Annotated in this window: 17 protein-coding genes; 7 read left to right on the top strand and 10 right to left on the bottom strand. The window is 62.6% G+C overall.

What is annotated here, in order from left to right:
- Window positions 1-8: 8 nt before the first annotated feature.
- Together OCV80_RS06260 and OCV80_RS06255 are read right to left on the bottom strand one after the other, a co-directional pair.
- The gene (locus OCV80_RS06260) at window positions 9-224 is read right to left on the bottom strand and encodes a hypothetical protein (protein WP_021748608.1); all 216 of its coding nucleotides are present in this window, start codon (window positions 222-224) and stop codon (window positions 9-11) included.
- Window positions 225-406: 182 nt separating this feature from the next.
- Window positions 407-871 (bottom strand): helix-turn-helix domain-containing protein, encoded by a 465-nt coding sequence (locus OCV80_RS06255; RefSeq protein ID WP_021748609.1) that lies wholly within the window; start codon window positions 869-871, stop codon window positions 407-409.
- A gap of 122 nt (window positions 872-993) precedes the next feature.
- On the opposite strand from OCV80_RS06255, the gene rsmH reads away from it, so the two are divergent.
- From rsmH to OCV80_RS06220, 7 genes are all read left to right on the top strand, one after another.
- Window positions 994-2,034: a 16S rRNA (cytosine(1402)-N(4))-methyltransferase RsmH gene (gene rsmH, locus OCV80_RS06250; RefSeq protein WP_136891552.1), complete on the top strand. Its 1,041-nt coding sequence runs from the start codon at window positions 994-996 to the stop codon at window positions 2,032-2,034.
- A 32-nt stretch (window positions 2,035-2,066) separates the two neighbouring features.
- Window positions 2,067-2,405 (top strand): nucleotide pyrophosphohydrolase, encoded by a 339-nt coding sequence (locus OCV80_RS06245; RefSeq protein WP_036628054.1) that lies wholly within the window; start codon window positions 2,067-2,069, stop codon window positions 2,403-2,405.
- 215 nt (window positions 2,406-2,620) lie between these two features.
- On the top strand, window positions 2,621-4,819 hold the full coding sequence (gene nrdD / locus OCV80_RS06240; protein WP_036628056.1) for an anaerobic ribonucleoside-triphosphate reductase: 2,199 nt from the start codon (window positions 2,621-2,623) through the stop codon (window positions 4,817-4,819).
- 184 nt (window positions 4,820-5,003) lie between these two features.
- Entirely contained in the window at window positions 5,004-5,543 is a 540-nt protein-coding gene (gene nrdG, locus OCV80_RS06235) for an anaerobic ribonucleoside-triphosphate reductase activating protein (protein ID WP_021748614.1), read from the top strand.
- Between the two features lie 181 nt (window positions 5,544-5,724).
- Window positions 5,725-6,156 carry a MarR family winged helix-turn-helix transcriptional regulator gene (locus OCV80_RS06230; protein WP_021748615.1) on the top strand — a complete coding sequence of 144 codons (432 nt, stop codon included), beginning with the start codon at window positions 5,725-5,727 and terminating at the stop codon, window positions 6,154-6,156.
- A gap of 71 nt (window positions 6,157-6,227) precedes the next feature.
- Window positions 6,228-7,970 (top strand): ABC transporter ATP-binding protein, encoded by a 1,743-nt coding sequence (locus OCV80_RS06225; RefSeq protein ID WP_119310705.1) that lies wholly within the window; start codon window positions 6,228-6,230, stop codon window positions 7,968-7,970.
- On the top strand, window positions 7,960-10,020 hold the full coding sequence (locus OCV80_RS06220; protein ID WP_021748617.1) for an ABC transporter ATP-binding protein: 2,061 nt from the start codon (window positions 7,960-7,962) through the stop codon (window positions 10,018-10,020). Before OCV80_RS06225 ends, OCV80_RS06220 begins: the two co-directional genes overlap by 11 nt.
- 61 nt (window positions 10,021-10,081) lie before the next feature.
- Here OCV80_RS06220 and OCV80_RS06215 read toward each other — a convergent pair whose 3' ends face one another.
- From OCV80_RS06215 to OCV80_RS06180, 8 genes are read right to left on the bottom strand one after another with little or no spacing between them, the layout of a single operon-like run.
- A complete protein-coding gene (locus OCV80_RS06215; RefSeq protein WP_119310704.1) occupies window positions 10,082-10,582 on the bottom strand; it encodes a DUF3795 domain-containing protein in 501 nt (166 codons plus the stop codon).
- Window positions 10,579-10,794: a hypothetical protein gene (locus OCV80_RS06210; RefSeq protein WP_021748619.1), complete on the bottom strand. Its 216-nt coding sequence runs from the start codon at window positions 10,792-10,794 to the stop codon at window positions 10,579-10,581. The genes OCV80_RS06215 and OCV80_RS06210 overlap by 4 nt, the downstream gene beginning before the upstream one ends.
- Complete coding sequence (locus OCV80_RS06205) at window positions 10,791-11,186, bottom strand: DUF5655 domain-containing protein (RefSeq protein ID WP_119310703.1); 396 nt, start codon at window positions 11,184-11,186, stop codon at window positions 10,791-10,793. Before OCV80_RS06205 ends, OCV80_RS06210 begins: the two co-directional genes overlap by 4 nt.
- Window positions 11,187-11,229: 43 nt before the next feature.
- Window positions 11,230-12,210: a 2-hydroxyacid dehydrogenase gene (locus OCV80_RS06200; RefSeq protein ID WP_145985061.1), complete on the bottom strand. Its 981-nt coding sequence runs from the start codon at window positions 12,208-12,210 to the stop codon at window positions 11,230-11,232.
- Window positions 12,211-12,215: 5 nt separating this feature from the next.
- On the bottom strand, window positions 12,216-13,307 hold the full coding sequence (locus tag OCV80_RS06195; RefSeq protein WP_119310701.1) for an AAA family ATPase: 1,092 nt from the start codon (window positions 13,305-13,307) through the stop codon (window positions 12,216-12,218).
- Between the two features lie 4 nt (window positions 13,308-13,311).
- Entirely contained in the window at window positions 13,312-13,827 is a 516-nt protein-coding gene (locus OCV80_RS06190) for a Gx transporter family protein (RefSeq protein WP_119310700.1), read from the bottom strand.
- Between the two features lie 9 nt (window positions 13,828-13,836).
- Window positions 13,837-14,244 (bottom strand): NusG domain II-containing protein, encoded by a 408-nt coding sequence (locus OCV80_RS06185; RefSeq protein ID WP_021748624.1) that lies wholly within the window; start codon window positions 14,242-14,244, stop codon window positions 13,837-13,839.
- On the bottom strand, window positions 14,228-15,274 hold the full coding sequence (locus tag OCV80_RS06180; RefSeq protein WP_160117403.1) for an FAD:protein FMN transferase: 1,047 nt from the start codon (window positions 15,272-15,274) through the stop codon (window positions 14,228-14,230). The genes OCV80_RS06185 and OCV80_RS06180 overlap by 17 nt, the downstream gene beginning before the upstream one ends.
- Window positions 15,275-15,315 lie beyond the last annotated feature (41 nt).

Raw genomic sequence — 15,315 nt, 5'->3', positions numbered from 1 at the left:
CAAATCGCTCACTTCCGTTTCTTTTTCGCGTGGTGCATATTGTACAGGGACACGCAGATGGCGATGACACCGGCCATCAGTCCAACCCATACATTTTGCAGGCCGTGGCCCACAAGCCAGTTATACAGGAACGACAGAGGCGGAAAAGCCCCCAGGATCGTCATAATCACTCCGGCCGCACAGGCCAGTGCCACCACTTTGATTATATACAGAACATTCTTCATCTGAGCCTGCCCCCCAGTCTGTATCCGTCAGTTCCCTCCTGATTTCTGTATGGTATTATGCGCAGCGGATGTTGGCAAACGTTCCGCGGATTTTCCCTCCGGCCGCATTTCGCCTCCCCCATACACCCGGAGCACACACAGGATGGGAGATCACGATCCCCCGCCCCTTTCGCCGCCGCACATCACTTCTGCCGATTCGCCAGCTCTTTCCGGATGGCCTTGGTCAGGAGCTCCTGGCCCTCCGGCGTGCGGAGAGTATCCAGCACCGCGGTGCGCAGTGCCTCCTGGAATTTCTTGCTGGTGAGGAACGCGTCGAACATGGTGCCGCCCTCCCCGCCGGAGGACGCCGCCACCGCCGGCTTCACTGCCGCCCGCCTGGGGGCCGGAACCGGGGCGGGCTCGTCCAGAAACGCCCCGTCCATCCAGTCGGACATCTGGGTGGTGTCGTTGGTCTCTCCCCGGAGATAGAAGAGGGACACGCCGAAGTAGGACGCCAGCTTGTTCTGCTGGTCCTGGGTGGGGGTCTGGCGGCCCGTCTCAAACTTTTCAATCGCCGTGCGGGGGAAGCCCAGGGCGGCGGCAAGAGCCGGACGGCTCAGGCCCCTGGCGGTCCGCAGCTCCTCAATGCGCTGTGCCAAAGTTACCATAAAAATCTGCCTCCTTGCTGAATGTCTATTGTATCCGGTCCCCGCCGCTCTGTCAATGCGGCGGGACTTTTCTTTTGGCTGCGGCTGTGATATGATAGCGGTTCAGAGAAGGAGTTGATCCCATGGAGCAGGAGCACAAGCGCCGCCCCCGGTACAAGGGCACCCACCCCCGCACCTTTCAGGAGAAGTACAAAGAGCATGACCCGGAGAACTACCGCTCTGATGTAGAAAAGATCATCGAGAGCGGCAAGACCCCGGCAGGGATGCACATCCCCATTCTGGTAGACGAGATCCTGGAGGTCCTTCAGATCCAGCCGGGCCAGACCGGCTACGACGCCACGCTGGGCTACGGCGGCCACACCCGCCGGATGCTGGCACAGCTCCAGGGGCAAGGACACCTATATGCCACGGACGTGGACCCCATCGAGATGGAAAAGACCCGCGCCCGGCTGGCATCTGCGGGCTTCGGGCCGGAGCTCCTCACCATCCAGCATCGGAATTTCGCCGACGTGGACCAGGTGGCCCCCGGCGTGCTCTTCGACTTCGTGCTGGCGGATTTAGGCGTCTCCTCCATGCAGATCGACGACCCGGCCCGGGGCTTTACCTTCAAGCAGGACGGTCCCCTGGACCTGCGGCTGGACCCCTCCTCCGGCGTCACCGCGGCGGAGCGGCTGCGGCAGCTGGACCAGGAGGAGCTGGAGAACCTGCTGGCGGAAAATTCCGACGAGCCCTACGCGGACCGCATCGCAAAGGCCGTCATTCAGGTGTTCCGCCGGGGCGGCACTGTGGATACCACCCGCCAGCTGTACGCCCTCATTGAGGGGGCGCTGTCTTTCCTCCCCGCCGGGGAGCGGAAGGAGGCGGTGAAGAAGTCCTGTCAGCGGACCTTCCAGGCGCTGCGGATCGACGTGAACAGTGAGTTCGAGGTGCTGTACGCCTTTCTGGAAAAGCTCCCCCATGTGCTGAAGCCCGGCGGGCGGGCGGCCATCCTCACCTTTCACTCCGGGGAGGACCGGCTGGTGAAGCAGGCCTTCCGCCAGCAGTACCGGGAGGGGCTTTACAGCGACATCGCCCAGGAGGTCACCCGTCCCTCCCCTCAGGAGTGCCGCCGGAACCCCCGGGCCCACTCCACCAAGCTGCGCTGGGCTGTCCGGGCGGAGTGAATCCTGATTTTATGGAAAAGGAGTTGACATCCATGCTGCGGGATGAGACGATCCGTCGGGTGATCCAGTTCCGGGACGACCGGGAGTGGCGGCAGTTCCACACCCCCAAGGACCTGGCCATCTCCCTGTCCCTGGAGGCGGCGGAGCTGCTGGAGATATTCCAGTGGAGCGGCGCGGACCTGGAATGCCGGGACAAGCTGGGCCGCATCCGGGAGGAGCTGGCGGATGTGCTGAGCTACTGCGTCCTGATGGCCGATGTGTGCGGCCTGGATCTGGATGAGATCCTGAACGCCAAGGTGGATCAGAACGCCGCCAAGTACCCGGTGGAAAAGGCCCGGGGCAGCGCCGCCAAATACACAGAGCTGACCTGACTGTTCTCCGGATCCCGACCGCTCCGCGCCCTGCCGCACGGGGCGGTTTTTCCGCATCGACAGCTTTTCTCCGGAACGCACAAATTTCCTCGCCGAATTTTGGAAGACACTATGGTAAATGCAACTTTTCATCCCATATCTAGTGTGGTATGATAACAATGCTTACTAGATATATTACAATTGAGATTGATTCTACAAGAGAGGCGGAGAGTCCCATGAAAGTCATGAAGCGGAACGGCACGGAGGTCATCTTCGACATCACGAAGATCATCGCCGCCATCACCAAGGCCAACAACACTATCGAGGAGGACGCCCGGATGACCCCGGTCCAGATCCAGCGGATCGCGGAGTCCGTGGAACTCAGCTGTCAGAAGATGAACCGCTCCCCCTCTGTGGAGGAGATTCAGGACCTGGTGGAGTCCCAGATCATGGCTCACGGGGCCTATGAGGTGGCCAAGAACTACATCACCTACCGCTATGTCCGCTCTCTGGTCCGCAAGAGCAATACCACCGACGAGAAGATCCTCAGCCTCATCGAGTGCTGCAACGAGGAGGCCAAGCAGGAGAACTCCAACAAGAACCCGGTGGTGAACTCCACCCAGCGGGACTACATGGCCGGCGAGGTCTCCCGGGACCTGAGCGAGCGGCTGCTGCTGCCCGCCGACATCGTGGAGGCCCATCGGGAGGGCATCATCCACTTCCATGACTCGGACTACTACGCCCAGCACATGCACAACTGTGACCTGGTGAATCTGGAGGATATGCTTCAGAACGGCACCGTCATCACGGACACCCTGATCGAGCGGCCCCACAGCTTCTCCACCGCCTGCAACATTGCCACTCAGATCATCGCTCAGGTGGCTTCCAACCAGTACGGCGGGCAGTCTATCTCCCTGGCCCACCTGGCCCCCTTCGTGGATGTGAGCCGGAAGAAGATCCGCCGGCTGGTGGAGCAGGAGATGGAGGCCCTGGGCATCCGGCCCACCCGGGAGAAGATCGAGGAGCTGGTGGAGACCCGTCTGCGGGATGAGGTCCGCCGCGGCGTCCAGACCATCCAGTACCAAGTGCTGACCCTGCTGACCACCAATGGCCAGGCCCCCTTCGTGACGGTGTTCATGTACCTGGGTGAGGCCAAGAATGAGCAGGAGAAAAAGGATCTGGCCCTCATCATTGAGGAAACCCTGGAGCAGCGCTACCAGGGCGTGAAGAACGAAAAGGGCGTGTGGATCACTCCCGCCTTCCCCAAGCTGATCTATGTGCTGGAGGAGGATAACGTCCACGAGGATTCCCCCTATTATTACCTGACCAAGCTGGCGGCCAAGTGCACCGCCCGCCGGATGGTGCCCGACTACATCTCTGCCAAGAAAATGCTGGAGCTGAAGGGCGATGTGTATACCTGCATGGGCTGCCGCTCCTTCCTGACGCCGGACCGCTTCACAGATGCCGGCATCGGCAACATCGCAAACGCCGGCAATTATGAGCCTGGCAAGCACAAGTACTACGGCCGCTTCAATCAGGGCGTGGTGACCATCAATCTGCCCGATGTGGCCCTGTCCTCCGGCGGCGACCTGGACAAGTTCTGGAAGATCTTTGACGAACGCCTGGAGCTGTGCCACCGTGCCCTGATGTGCCGGCACAATCGGCTGAAGGGCACTCTCTCCGACGTGGCCCCGATTCTGTGGCAGTACGGCGCCTGCGCCCGGCTGAAGAAGGGCGAGACCATCGACAAGCTGCTCTACCACGGCTACTCCACCATCTCCCTGGGCTACGCCGGCCTCTACGAGTGCGTGAAGTACATGACCGGCAAGAGCCATACGGACCCCTCCGCCACCCCCTTCGCCCTGCAGGTGATGCAGTACATGAACGACGCCTGCAGGAAGTGGAAGGAGGAGAGCGATATCGATTTCTCCCTCTACGGTACGCCTCTGGAGTCCACCACCTATAAATTTGCCAAGAGCCTGCAGCGCCGCTTCGGCATCATCGAGGGCGTCACTGACAAGAGCTACATCACCAACAGCTACCACGTCCATGTGACAGAAGATATCAACGCTTTCGACAAGCTGAAGTTTGAGGCCCAGTTCCAGGCCCTGTCTCCCGGCGGCGCCATCAGCTACGTGGAGGTGCCGGACATGCAGAACAACCTGGAGGCGGTGCTCCAGGTGATGAAGTTCATCTATGAAAACATCATCTACGCCGAACTGAACACCAAGTCCGACTATTGCCAGGTGTGCGGCTGGGACGGCGAGATCCAGATCGCGGAGGAGAACGGCAAGCTGATCTGGAAGTGCCCCCAGTGCGGCAACACAGACCAGGACAAGATGAATGTGGCCCGCCGGACCTGCGGCTACATCGGAACCCAGTTCTGGAACCAGGGCCGGACTCAGGAGATCCGGGACCGGGTGCTGCACCTGTAAAATATTTCGTTCAAAAGGCAAAGCCTTTTGAACGAAGAGATTGCAGTTTGTGCGCGCACTCGCTTCGCTCGCACACTTACAAACTGAGCGGTGTTTTTCCCGAGGCGCATGTCCCCGGGAAAAACGATCAAACTCAAATGGGCGCCTGCGGGCGCCCATTTTGAGGAATAGCAGGAGGGCTGTCATGTACTACGGTGAGATCAAAAACTGCGACATTGCCAATGGCGAGGGAGTGCGGGTCACCCTGTTCGTCTCCGGCTGCACCAATCACTGCAAGAACTGCTTTCAGCCCCAAACCTGGGACTTCTGCTACGGCCAGCCCTTTACCACCGAGACGGAGGATTATTTGCTCTCCCTGCTCTCCCCTGTCTACATCAACGGCCTGACACTGCTGGGGGGCGAGCCCTTTGAACCGGAGAACCAGCGGGCCCTGGTGCCCTTTCTCCGGCGGGTCCGGCAGATGTATCCGGACAAGACCATCTGGGGCTTCTCCGGCTTCACCTATGAGGAGCTTACCTCGGACGGCACTCATCCCCGCTGCGAGGTGACAGACGAGATGCTCTCCCTGTTGGATGTGCTGGTGGACGGCCGCTTCGTAGAGGAGCTGAAGGACCTGACCCTCCGGTTCCGGGGCAGCTCCAACCAGCGGCTCATCGACCTGAACGCCAGCCGTCAGGCCGGTTGCCTCTGTTTCCTGCCGGACCGCCCCCGGGGCGGCCGCTGAACAGCAGCCTCCAACCCGTTTTTTCAGAGGCGCCCCGCCCTTCGGTGTGGGGCGCCTCCTTCTCTTTCGGTGCCTGCCGAATTTTAAAGGAAGACCCGTAGAAATTTTGGCAGATTGCTTCTTGACATTTGCTAGTTTGCTAACTAAAATATAATCCTGTTCAGTTGGAGGAGGTGTTTCCATGCAGCATGAGCGGTACGTCGGGTATGAGATCAAGGCACTGTCCAATCTCCTGCGCAGACGGCTTTGGGGGCCTGCCGACCATCCCCAGAGCATGCTGACGGAGATCGAGGGCGTTTTGATCGGTTATCTCTGCCACAGCCAGGGCCGGGAAATCTATCAAAAGGATCTGGAGCGCGCCCTCTGCATCCGCAGCTCCACCGCCTCCCGGCTGCTGAAGCGGCTGGAGGACGAGGGCCTCGTCCAGCGCTCTATGGGGGTCAGGGACGCCCGGATGAAGCGGATCACGCCCACACTCCGGGCGCAGGCGCTGAATCAGGAGGCAGAGCGGCGGATCGCCGCCACAGAGGCGACGCTGACCAGAGGCATCTCTCAGGAGGAGATTGACCAGTTCCTGGCCATCGCGGAAAAGCTGAAGCAAAATCTCATTTGACCAACCGGGCCCCGCCGGGAAGCGGCTCAATCGCTTCCCCCCGGCACAGCAAAGACACAAGGAGGTATTCTATGAAGAAAAAAAGGAGCCTGGCCAGCTGTATTCAGGAGTTCTGGCCAGCCACCATCCTGACGCCCATCTTCGTCATCGGCGAAGTGGCGTTTGACGTGTTGATCCCCCTGATGACCGGCAAGCTGCTGGACGAGGGGGTCAAGGCCGGCAGCATGCACCATATTGCCGCCTACGGCCTCACCGTGGTGGGAATGGCTGTTCTGGCGCTGATCTGCGGCGGACTGTCCGGCCGTTTCGGCGCCAAGGCCTCTACGGGCTTCGCGCGGAATCTGCGGCGGGAGATGTATCGGAATGTCCAGAAGTTCTCCTTTGCCAACATTGACAAGTTCTCCACCAGCGGCATCATCACCCGCCTGACCACAGACGTGACCAACGTCCAGATGGCTTTTATGATGGTCATCCGTATCGCGGTCCGGTCCCCCATCATGTTGATCTGCGCCTGGGTACTCACCCTGCGCATCAACCCCAAGCTGGCACTGATCTTCCTGGTGGTCATCCCGATCCTGGGCATCGGCCTGGCGCTCATCATGACCAGGGCCCACCCCATTTTTGAACGGGTCTTCAAGCGCTATGACCACCTGAACAACGTGGTGCAGGAGAACCTGCTGGGCATCCGGGTGGTGAAGTCCTTTGTTCGGGAGGACCATGAAGTAGAGAAGTTCGGCAAGGTCTCCCAGGAGATCTACATGGACTTCTCCAAGGCGGAGCGCATCCTGGCCTTCAATATGCCTCTGATGCAGATCTGTGTGTATGCCTGCATGATCTCCGTGTCCTGGATCGGCGCCAACCTGATCGTGGGCGGCAGCATGACCACCGGCCAGCTGACCAGTATGTTCAGCTACATCATGATGATGCTGATGAGCCTGATGATGCTCTCCATGGTACTGACTATGATCATCATGGCCCGGGCCTCCGCAGAGCGGATCACAGAGATCCTGAACGAGGAGAGCGATCTGAAGAACGGCTCCCAGCCCATCGAAGAGGTCAAGGACGGCTCCGTGGTGTTTGAGAACGTCAGCTTCTCCTACGCCAAGGACCCCAGCAAGGAGTGCCTGAAGAACGTGAACCTCACGGTGAAGTCCGGTGAGACCGTAGGTATCCTGGGCGGCACCGGCACCTCCAAGACCACCCTGGTCCAGCTGATCCCCCGTCTGTACGACGCCACTGAGGGCCGCGTCCTGGTGGGCGGCGCGGACGTCCGGGACTACGATATGGACGCCCTGCGGGACCAGGTGGCCATGGTGCTGCAGAAGAACGTGCTGTTCTCCGGCACCATCAAGGATAATCTCCGCTGGGGCAAAAAGGACGCCACTGACGAGGAGATGGTCCGGATGTGCCAGCTGGCCCAGGCGGACTCCTTTATCCAGGAGTTCCCCGACAAGTACGACACCTATATCGAGCAGGGCGGCTCCAACGTCTCCGGCGGGCAGAAGCAGCGGCTTTGCATCGCCCGGGCCCTGCTGAAGCACCCCAAGATCCTGATCCTGGACGACTCCACCTCCGCCGTGGACACCAAGACCGACGCCCTGATCCGCAAAGCGTTTCTGGAGGAGATCCCGGATACCACCAAGTTCATCATCGCCCAGCGGGTCTCCTCCATCGAGGACGCCGACAAGATCCTGGTGATGGACGGCGGACAGATCGTGGCCATGGGTACCCACGACGAATTGCTGAAAACCTGTGATATCTACCGCGAGACCTATGAGTCCCAAATGAAAGGAGGCAGTGACAATGAGCAGTAAGCAGATCCGCAGCGGCGCCAAGGCGCCCGGCCATCGCCGGCACATTGTCGGCCGCCTGATGGGCTATATCAAACGGGGGTACAAGGCCCGCTTCATCATTGTTCTGGTGTGCATTCTGGTCAGTGCCATCGCCAACGTGGCGGGCTCTCTGTTTCTGGGCAGTCTGATCGACGACTATATCACCCCCCTGCTGGGTGCGGCGGATCCAGACTTTTCCGGCCTGGTGCGGGCCCTGGTGATGATGGGTTGCCTGTTCCTGGTGGGTGCCCTGTGCGCTTACGCCTATAACCGGAACATGATCGTGGTGTCCCAGGGCGTACAGAAAACCATTCGGGACGACCTGTTCGGCCACATGCAGACCCTGCCTATCAAGTATTTTGACACCCACGCCCACGGCGACGTGATGAGCGTCTACACCAACGATGTGGACACCCTGCGGCAGATGTTCGCCCAGAGCATCCCCCAGGTCATCAACTCCTCTATGACCATCCTGGTCACCTTCCTGGGTATGCTGTTCACCAACGCCCTGCTCACGGTTGTGGTCCTGGTGTGCGTCTGCTTCGCCCTGGTGGTGACACGGTTCCTGGCCGGCCGCAGCGGCCGCTATTTCCTCCGCCAGCAGAGCACCCTGGGCGCCCTCAACGGTTATATCGAGGAGATGATCAACGGTCAGAAAGTGGTCAAGGTCTTCTGCCATGAGCAGGAGGCCCAGGACGGCTTTGACCGGGTCAACGACGAAATGTTCCACAGCGCGGACAAAGCCCACACCTACGCCAGCATCCTGATGCCTATCATGGTGAACATCGGCAATGTCCAGTACGTGATCGTGGCTATGGTGGGCGGCGCTCTGGCCCTCAGCGGGGTGGACACCACCATCACCCTGGGCGTTATTGCCAGCTTCCTGCAGCTGTCCAAGAGCTTTTCCAACCCCATCAACCAGATCTCCCAGCAGTTCAACTCCATCATCATGGCCCTGGCCGGCGCGGAGCGGATCTTCGCCCTGATGGACGAGGAGCCGGAGGAGGACCACGGCACTGTGACGCTGGTAAACGTGTCCTATGACAAAGAGGGCCACCAACTGGAGGAGTCCGAGAAGCGCACCAACCTCTGGGCCTGGAGGGTCCCCCACAGCACTGACATGGTGATGGTCCCTGTGCGGGAAGAGGCGGACGGCTCCTTCACGGAGCTGAAGGCCCCCGAGGCTGGAAAAGACGAGGCCTGGGCCTGGAAATACCAGGAGCACGGCAAGGCCTTCTACCGCCCCATCCTGGGCCCGGTCCGGAATGTCGAGAGCGAGGACTACTACCTCATCAAGCTCTCCGGCGACGTGCGGTTCGACCATGTGGACTTCGCCTATGAGGAGGGCAAGACCATCCTCCACGACATCAGCCTCTTTGCCAAGCCTGGCCAGAAGCTGGCCTTCGTGGGTGCCACCGGCGCCGGCAAGACCACCATCACCAACCTGATCAACCGGTTCTACGACATTGCCGACGGCAAGATCCGTTACGACGGCATCTCCATCAACAACATCCGCAAGCCGGACCTGCGGCGCAGCCTGGGCATCGTGCTGCAGGACACCAACCTCTTCACCGGCACCGTCCGGGAGAACATCCGCTACGGCAATCTGGATGCCACGGATGAAGAGGTGGAGGCGGCCGCCGCCCTGGCCAATGCCGACGACTTCATCCGCCGCCTGCCCCAGGGGTACGACACCATGCTCACCGGCAACGGCGCCAATCTGTCCCAAGGCCAGCGGCAGCTGCTGGCCATTGCCCGGGCAGCCGTGGCAGACCCGCCGGTGATGATCCTGGATGAGGCCACCAGCTCTATCGACACCCGGACGGAGGCCATCGTTCAGCAGGGCATGGACTCCCTGATGTATGGCCGGACGGTGTTCGTCATCGCCCACCGGCTCTCCACCGTCCGCAACTCCAACGCCATCATGGTGCTGGACCACGGCCGGATCGTGGAGCGGGGCGACCACGACGATCTGATCCGCCAGCACGGACTGTACTATCAGCTGTACACTGGTGCCTTCGAGCTGGAATAAGCGAACATCAAAGCCACCGGAGCATTTGCTCCGGTGGCTTTTTTTCTGTTCAGCGCCCCGCTCACGATTCCAGCATCTCCCCCACCAGCGCCTGGAAGGCCCGGCCCAGCTCCTTGGAATCCGCTCCTTCCAATGCCTCCGCCCGGGCCATGATCCGCCGCAGGGTGTCCAGGTCCTGCTGCAGGAACAGCTCGCAGAGATACCGCTTCATCCTGCCGTTGTTGTACCGCTCCAGCGCCACCGTCAGCAGGTCCGCCTTTTCCTCATACTCCGCCAGCCAGGCGGGCAGGCCCTCCGCCGCCACGGCCCGGCAGGTCCGCTCCTTCACGCGGCCCGTATCCAGGTCCCGGAAATCCCCCATCTTCCCCAGCTTCGGGCAGGGGAAGTCCCCGCACTGTCCGCAGTGGTCCAGTCCCTTTTCCCGGACGCAGCGGTGGACCTTGCAGGGCACGGTGTAGTATCCGTCGCAGGAGCAGCCGGGACACCGGCTGCTTCCCTCTGTCCGGCAGCGGGTACAGAGGGCGCAGGGCATCCCGCAGTATCCGTAGGCATAGTGGCTCATAGGTCCTCCTTCCCTTCCGGACCGGGAATCTCCGTCCCGTCCATCTCCCGGTCGATCAGCGCCAAGGCGATCCGGAACGCCCGGATGCGCCGTACCGTCAGCGTGTGGGGCGACGTGCCCGGTCGCAGCTTCTCCAGCGCCTTCTCACACTTGCGCAGGGTGGAGTCGATGGATCGCCGGGCCTCCGCCAGCTCTTCCCGTGTGTATCTCATCGCTTGCTCTCCGCAAAGTCCCATGCCTCCCGCAGCCAGCCCATCAGCTCTTCGTCGATCTGGTCCGCCTCTGTCACCAAGACATGGTGGGTCCAGCGGCCGGGATACGGCTCCGAGGCCGCCACCACCCGGGGCGAGTCCAGCCGGTACGGCAGTCCAACGGTCACCATCAGGCACATCTTCGGCCAGTCCTTCCGCCGCCGCACCGGCAGAGATGCCGCAGCGAACAGATGCCGGCCGTAAAAGCTGATCTGGCTTTTCTGCACCTTGACGGTTCCCTCCGGAAACGCCCCGTCCATCCGCCGGAACAGCGCTTCATACAGCGCCAGCTCCGCCGGATGGCCGTCGAAGAACATCCCCGCATCCGCTGTGCAGTGCTCTGGTACGCGCATAGTGCCTCTCCTCTTCCGGCCTCTTAATCTCCATCAGCGCCAGTTACAGGCCGTTGACCACCCGTTCCGGACGCTTGCCGTCCATCAGCTTTTCCAGATCCGCAAACACCATCCGCGCGGCCTCCCGGAACGCCGCATGGCTGATCCCGCCCTGGTGGGGGCAGAGGATCAGCCGGTCCGGGCACTCCGCCGCCAGCCGCACCAGCGGGTGCTCCGCCGTCACAGGCTCCGGGTCATAGGCGTCCAGCGCCGCCCCCGCCAGACGGCCGGAGCGGATAGCCTCGCACAGGGCCGCATCGTCGATCACCGCGCCCCGAGCGGTGTTCACCAGATAGCTCCCCGGCCGCATCCGGCCGAAGAACGCCCGGTCCAGCAGGTGGGTGCTCTCCGGCGTGGCGGGCAGATGGAGGCTGATGATGTCACAGGTCTCCGCCAGCTCGTACAGGGGCAGATACCGGGCGCCGTACGCCTCCTCCACAGCCGGATCCTGCCGGTGCCGGGCGTAGTAAAACACCTCGCTGCCGTTGGCCCGCAGCCGCTGCGCCGTAGCCTGGCCGATGGCGCCGAAGCCCACCAGCCCCACCCGGCAGGTGGACAGATCTTCCGGCACATGGGCTGCCAGCTCGTTCACCGCCTCATGCTGCTGCCCGGCCCGCACCATCCGGTCTCCCCACAGCGTCCGGTGCAGCAGCATGCTCATCAGCGTCACCGCCAGCTCCGCCACGGGGCCTGCGTTGCACCCGGCGCAGTTGCACACATAGATGCCCCCCTCCCGGGCCGCCGCCAGGTCAATCCGGTCGTAGCCCACCCCGTCGCTGTGGATCAGCTTGAGATGCGGCATCCGGGCGATCAGTTCCTCTGTCACCGGCGTCACCGGTGCGGCCACCAAAGCCTCCGCATCGCCGCCGGCTGCCAGCCAGCGCTCCTCCGGCCCCTCCCGGTCCGTGAACACCAGCTCCATCCGCCCCGCAGCGGGAATATCGGGCAGATACCGGTCATATCGGCTGCTGGGATGTAAGATCAAAACCTTCAACGCTCTTTCGCCTCCAAATCATTTGCCCGGCCCACTGCCTCCACATCTGCGGCGGTGATCCGCGTCAGGTCCTCCCGGTTGACGGACGCCTGTCCCGCCAGACGGCCCGCCTGCCGGACCAGGATCTGCTCAAACAGGTTTCGCACGCCCCGGGCGTTGCCGAAGGAGGCCGCATCCGCCATCCGCCTTTCCAGCAGGGAGCGCAGCGGCGCCTCCGCCTCCGGCTCCAGAATGTAGCACCCTTTTTCACACTGCATCCGGAAGATGGCCAGCAGTTCCTCCGCCGTGTAATCTGCAAAGTGGAGGAAGCGGTTGAACCTGGACTCCAGTCCCGGATTGGAGTGGATGAACTCGTCCATCAGCCCGTCGTAGCCCGCGACGATCACCACCAGGTCGTCCCGGTGGTCCTCCATGGCCTTCAGCAGCGTGTCGATGGCCTCCTGGCCGAAGTCGTTGGCCCCGCCGCCGTTGAGGGCGTATGCCTCGTCGATGAACAGCACACCCCCCAGAGCGGAGTCGATGACCTTCCGGGTCTTGATGGCTGTCTGTCCCACGTAGCCCGCCACCAGCCCGCTGCGGTCTACCTCCACCAGCTGCCCCTTGGACAAGATGCCCAGGCTGTGGTAAACCCGTGCCATCAGCCGGGCGATGGTGGTCTTTCCCGTGCCGGGATTGCCGGAAAACACCATGTGGAGACTCATGTCCGCTGTGGGCAGGCCGTGCTGCCGGCGCAGACGCTCCACCGCCGCCAGATTGATGAGGTCTTTCACCTCCCGCTTCACCGCACTGAGGCCCACATAGCTGTCCAGCTCCTTCTGCAGATCCTCGATGTTCTCTTTGGGGGGAGCTTTGGCGGTGTCTTCCTGTTTCTGTTCTGCCGCCTCTGGCGCCTTTTTCTCCCCGCCGTCTGCCGGCGGGATCCTTTTTTCTTTCTCCGGCAGCGGAGCCACAGGCACATGCTTCTCCGGTGTCGGAGTGCCCCAGAAGTCCGCGCCCATGCGGCTGAGGTTGTGCTCCGTCATAGAGCGGATCACCTCCAGCTGCCGCAGGATGATCTCGTCCTTTTTGCTCTGATCCCGCTTGTCCATCCGCTCACACCCCCCACAGTCTTGTATGTGCCAGCGCCCGGAACAGGCAGGCGGCGATCAGCCCCGTCAATGCCCCGGTAAAGAGGGACACCCCCAGCAGCACCGGCAGGTAGTACAGCGGCGCCGTGTTGCCCAGCGTCAGCACAGCTGCGGCCACCTGGCCGCAGTTGTGGGCCGCTGCTCCGCCCACAGACACTCCGTAGACGGAGAGGCGCTTCAGCCGGGAGAGGGCGATCATCACCCCCATGGCCGTCACGCCCCCCAGCAGGGAAAAAATCAGCGCGTTCATGTTTCCTGCAAAGACCGCCCCCAGCAGGCACCGGGCCAGCAGGATCAGCAGCGCCTGCCCCGGTCCCAGGGCGTACAGGGCGAACAGCGTCACGATGTTGGCCAGTCCCAGCTTGATCCCCGGAATGGGGATGGCCAGGGACAAGGGGAAGAAGTTCTCCAGATAGCTGAGCGCCAGCGCCATGGCCGTCAGCACCGCGCACAGCGTCAACTGTCTCGTCGTCAGTTTCATGGCGCCTCCTTATCCGATCACCAGATCCACGCCGTCATCCGCCGCCGCGCCGCCCTCCAGCTGCACGACGATCCGGGCGGGCAGGCACACGATGCTCTGTCCCCCGCGGGTGATCTCCCCCATGTGGACGCAGTCCTGGGTGGGGCAGTCGGACACCGTCACCTGGGCAGACTCTGGCCCAAAGGCCACCCGGAGGGTGTAGCCGTTGGACGTATAGGTCCGCTCCTCCGGTCCCGACAGGTCCGCCAGCACCACCCGATCCACCGGCTCGCCGTTCGCAGACACTACCGCCGTCAGCGGGCCTATTTCCTCTCCCCCAGTCCAGAACAGAGCCGCGCAGGCCACCGCCAGCGCCAGCACAGCGGCCGCCGCCAACGCATCCCAGCCGTTTGGCCGCAGCTTAGGAGACGATTTCATACGCATACCCCGCCGAATCGTCCGGACGGAACCGGTCCGCGATGCCCGCAGTCGCCAGCAGCCGGCCGTCCTCTGTCACCAAGATCAGGTCAAAGTCATAGACGCCGCTGCGCCAGAGCTCCAGCGCCCGGTCCTCCCCCATGACGAACAGGGCCGTGGAGAGGGCGTCGCACATCGTGCCGTTGCCCGCGGCCCCATCCGCCACCACGGTGACGGAGGTAAGTCCGCTCTCCGCCGGGCGGCCGGTGGCAGGATCAATGATATGGTGATAGAGCTGTCCATTTTCCTCAAAATACCGCTGATAGCCGCCGGAGGTGACGGCAAAGGCGTCCGACGCCTCCAGGATCCCCGCCAAAGCCCCCGCGGACCGGGCCGGGTCCTGAATGCCGATCTGCCAGGGCTCCCCCTCCAAGTTCCCGCCGCAGACCCAGGTGTTCCCACCCAGGTCCACGATGCCGTGGGTGATGCCGTGCTCCTGGTAAATCGCAGCCATCCAGTCGCTGGCATACCCCTTGGCAATGGCTCCCAGGTCAATCCGGGTGCCCTGGTCCAGCGAGACAGCAGTCCCCTCCTCCAGGTGGACATGCTCCGCCCCCACGCAGGGCAGCAGCAACGCCAGTTCAGCGTCCTCCGGCACCCGGTAGGTGTCCTCCGTAAAGCCCCAGGCAGAGGACACCGGCGCCAGGGTGATGTCAAAGGCCCCGTCTGTGGCAGCGCTGAAATCCAGGGCCCGGGCAATCAGGTCGCGGAGTTCCTCCCCCACATCCACCGGCGTCCCCCCCGCCGCGCTGTTCAACCGGGACACTGCGCTGTCCTCCCGGGTGCGGGAGAGCGCCTCATCCAGGCGGTAGATCTCGTCTTCCGCCGCCGCAAGCGCCGCCTCCGTCTCCCCGCCGCAGGCCCGCAGGCCCATCACCGTGTCCATGGCGAAGACCTGTATGCTCTGCATCTCCTGCGCCGCAGTGCCGCCGCAGGCGGTCAGGCTCCCCGCCAGCAGCAGTGACGCCAGCAGTGCGCCCAAACGTTTCATAAGCAAATTCCTCTTGTCATCAGTATTTTTCGCAAAAAATC

Origin of the sequence: Oscillibacter acetigenes (assembly GCF_025567605.1) — a bacterium.
Lineage (GTDB): Bacteria > Bacillota > Clostridia > Oscillospirales > Oscillospiraceae > Oscillibacter > Oscillibacter welbionis.
This window is presented reverse-complemented; position numbering and strand designations above follow the sequence as displayed.

Excerpts from the sequence above, each read along its gene's own strand:
- OCV80_RS06260 (WP_021748608.1), bottom strand. The coding sequence starts at position 224 with ATGAAGAATGTTCTGTATATAATCAAAGTGGTGGCACTGGCCTGTGCG.
- OCV80_RS06255 (WP_021748609.1), bottom strand. The coding sequence starts at position 871 with ATGGTAACTTTGGCACAGCGCATTGAGGAGCTGCGGACCGCCAGGGGC.
- rsmH (WP_136891552.1), top strand. The coding sequence starts at position 994 with ATGGAGCAGGAGCACAAGCGCCGCCCCCGGTACAAGGGCACCCACCCC.
- OCV80_RS06245 (WP_036628054.1), top strand. The coding sequence starts at position 2,067 with ATGCTGCGGGATGAGACGATCCGTCGGGTGATCCAGTTCCGGGACGAC.
- nrdD (WP_036628056.1), top strand. The coding sequence starts at position 2,621 with ATGAAAGTCATGAAGCGGAACGGCACGGAGGTCATCTTCGACATCACG.
- nrdG (WP_021748614.1), top strand. The coding sequence starts at position 5,004 with ATGTACTACGGTGAGATCAAAAACTGCGACATTGCCAATGGCGAGGGA.
- OCV80_RS06230 (WP_021748615.1), top strand. The coding sequence starts at position 5,725 with ATGCAGCATGAGCGGTACGTCGGGTATGAGATCAAGGCACTGTCCAAT.
- OCV80_RS06225 (WP_119310705.1), top strand. The coding sequence starts at position 6,228 with ATGAAGAAAAAAAGGAGCCTGGCCAGCTGTATTCAGGAGTTCTGGCCA.
- OCV80_RS06220 (WP_021748617.1), top strand. The coding sequence starts at position 7,960 with ATGAGCAGTAAGCAGATCCGCAGCGGCGCCAAGGCGCCCGGCCATCGC.
- OCV80_RS06215 (WP_119310704.1), bottom strand. The coding sequence starts at position 10,582 with ATGAGCCACTATGCCTACGGATACTGCGGGATGCCCTGCGCCCTCTGT.
- OCV80_RS06210 (WP_021748619.1), bottom strand. The coding sequence starts at position 10,794 with ATGAGATACACACGGGAAGAGCTGGCGGAGGCCCGGCGATCCATCGAC.
- OCV80_RS06205 (WP_119310703.1), bottom strand. The coding sequence starts at position 11,186 with ATGCGCGTACCAGAGCACTGCACAGCGGATGCGGGGATGTTCTTCGAC.
- OCV80_RS06195 (WP_119310701.1), bottom strand. The coding sequence starts at position 13,307 with ATGGACAAGCGGGATCAGAGCAAAAAGGACGAGATCATCCTGCGGCAG.
- OCV80_RS06190 (WP_119310700.1), bottom strand. The coding sequence starts at position 13,827 with ATGAAACTGACGACGAGACAGTTGACGCTGTGCGCGGTGCTGACGGCC.
- OCV80_RS06185 (WP_021748624.1), bottom strand. The coding sequence starts at position 14,244 with ATGAAATCGTCTCCTAAGCTGCGGCCAAACGGCTGGGATGCGTTGGCG.
- OCV80_RS06180 (WP_160117403.1), bottom strand. The coding sequence starts at position 15,274 with ATGAAACGTTTGGGCGCACTGCTGGCGTCACTGCTGCTGGCGGGGAGC.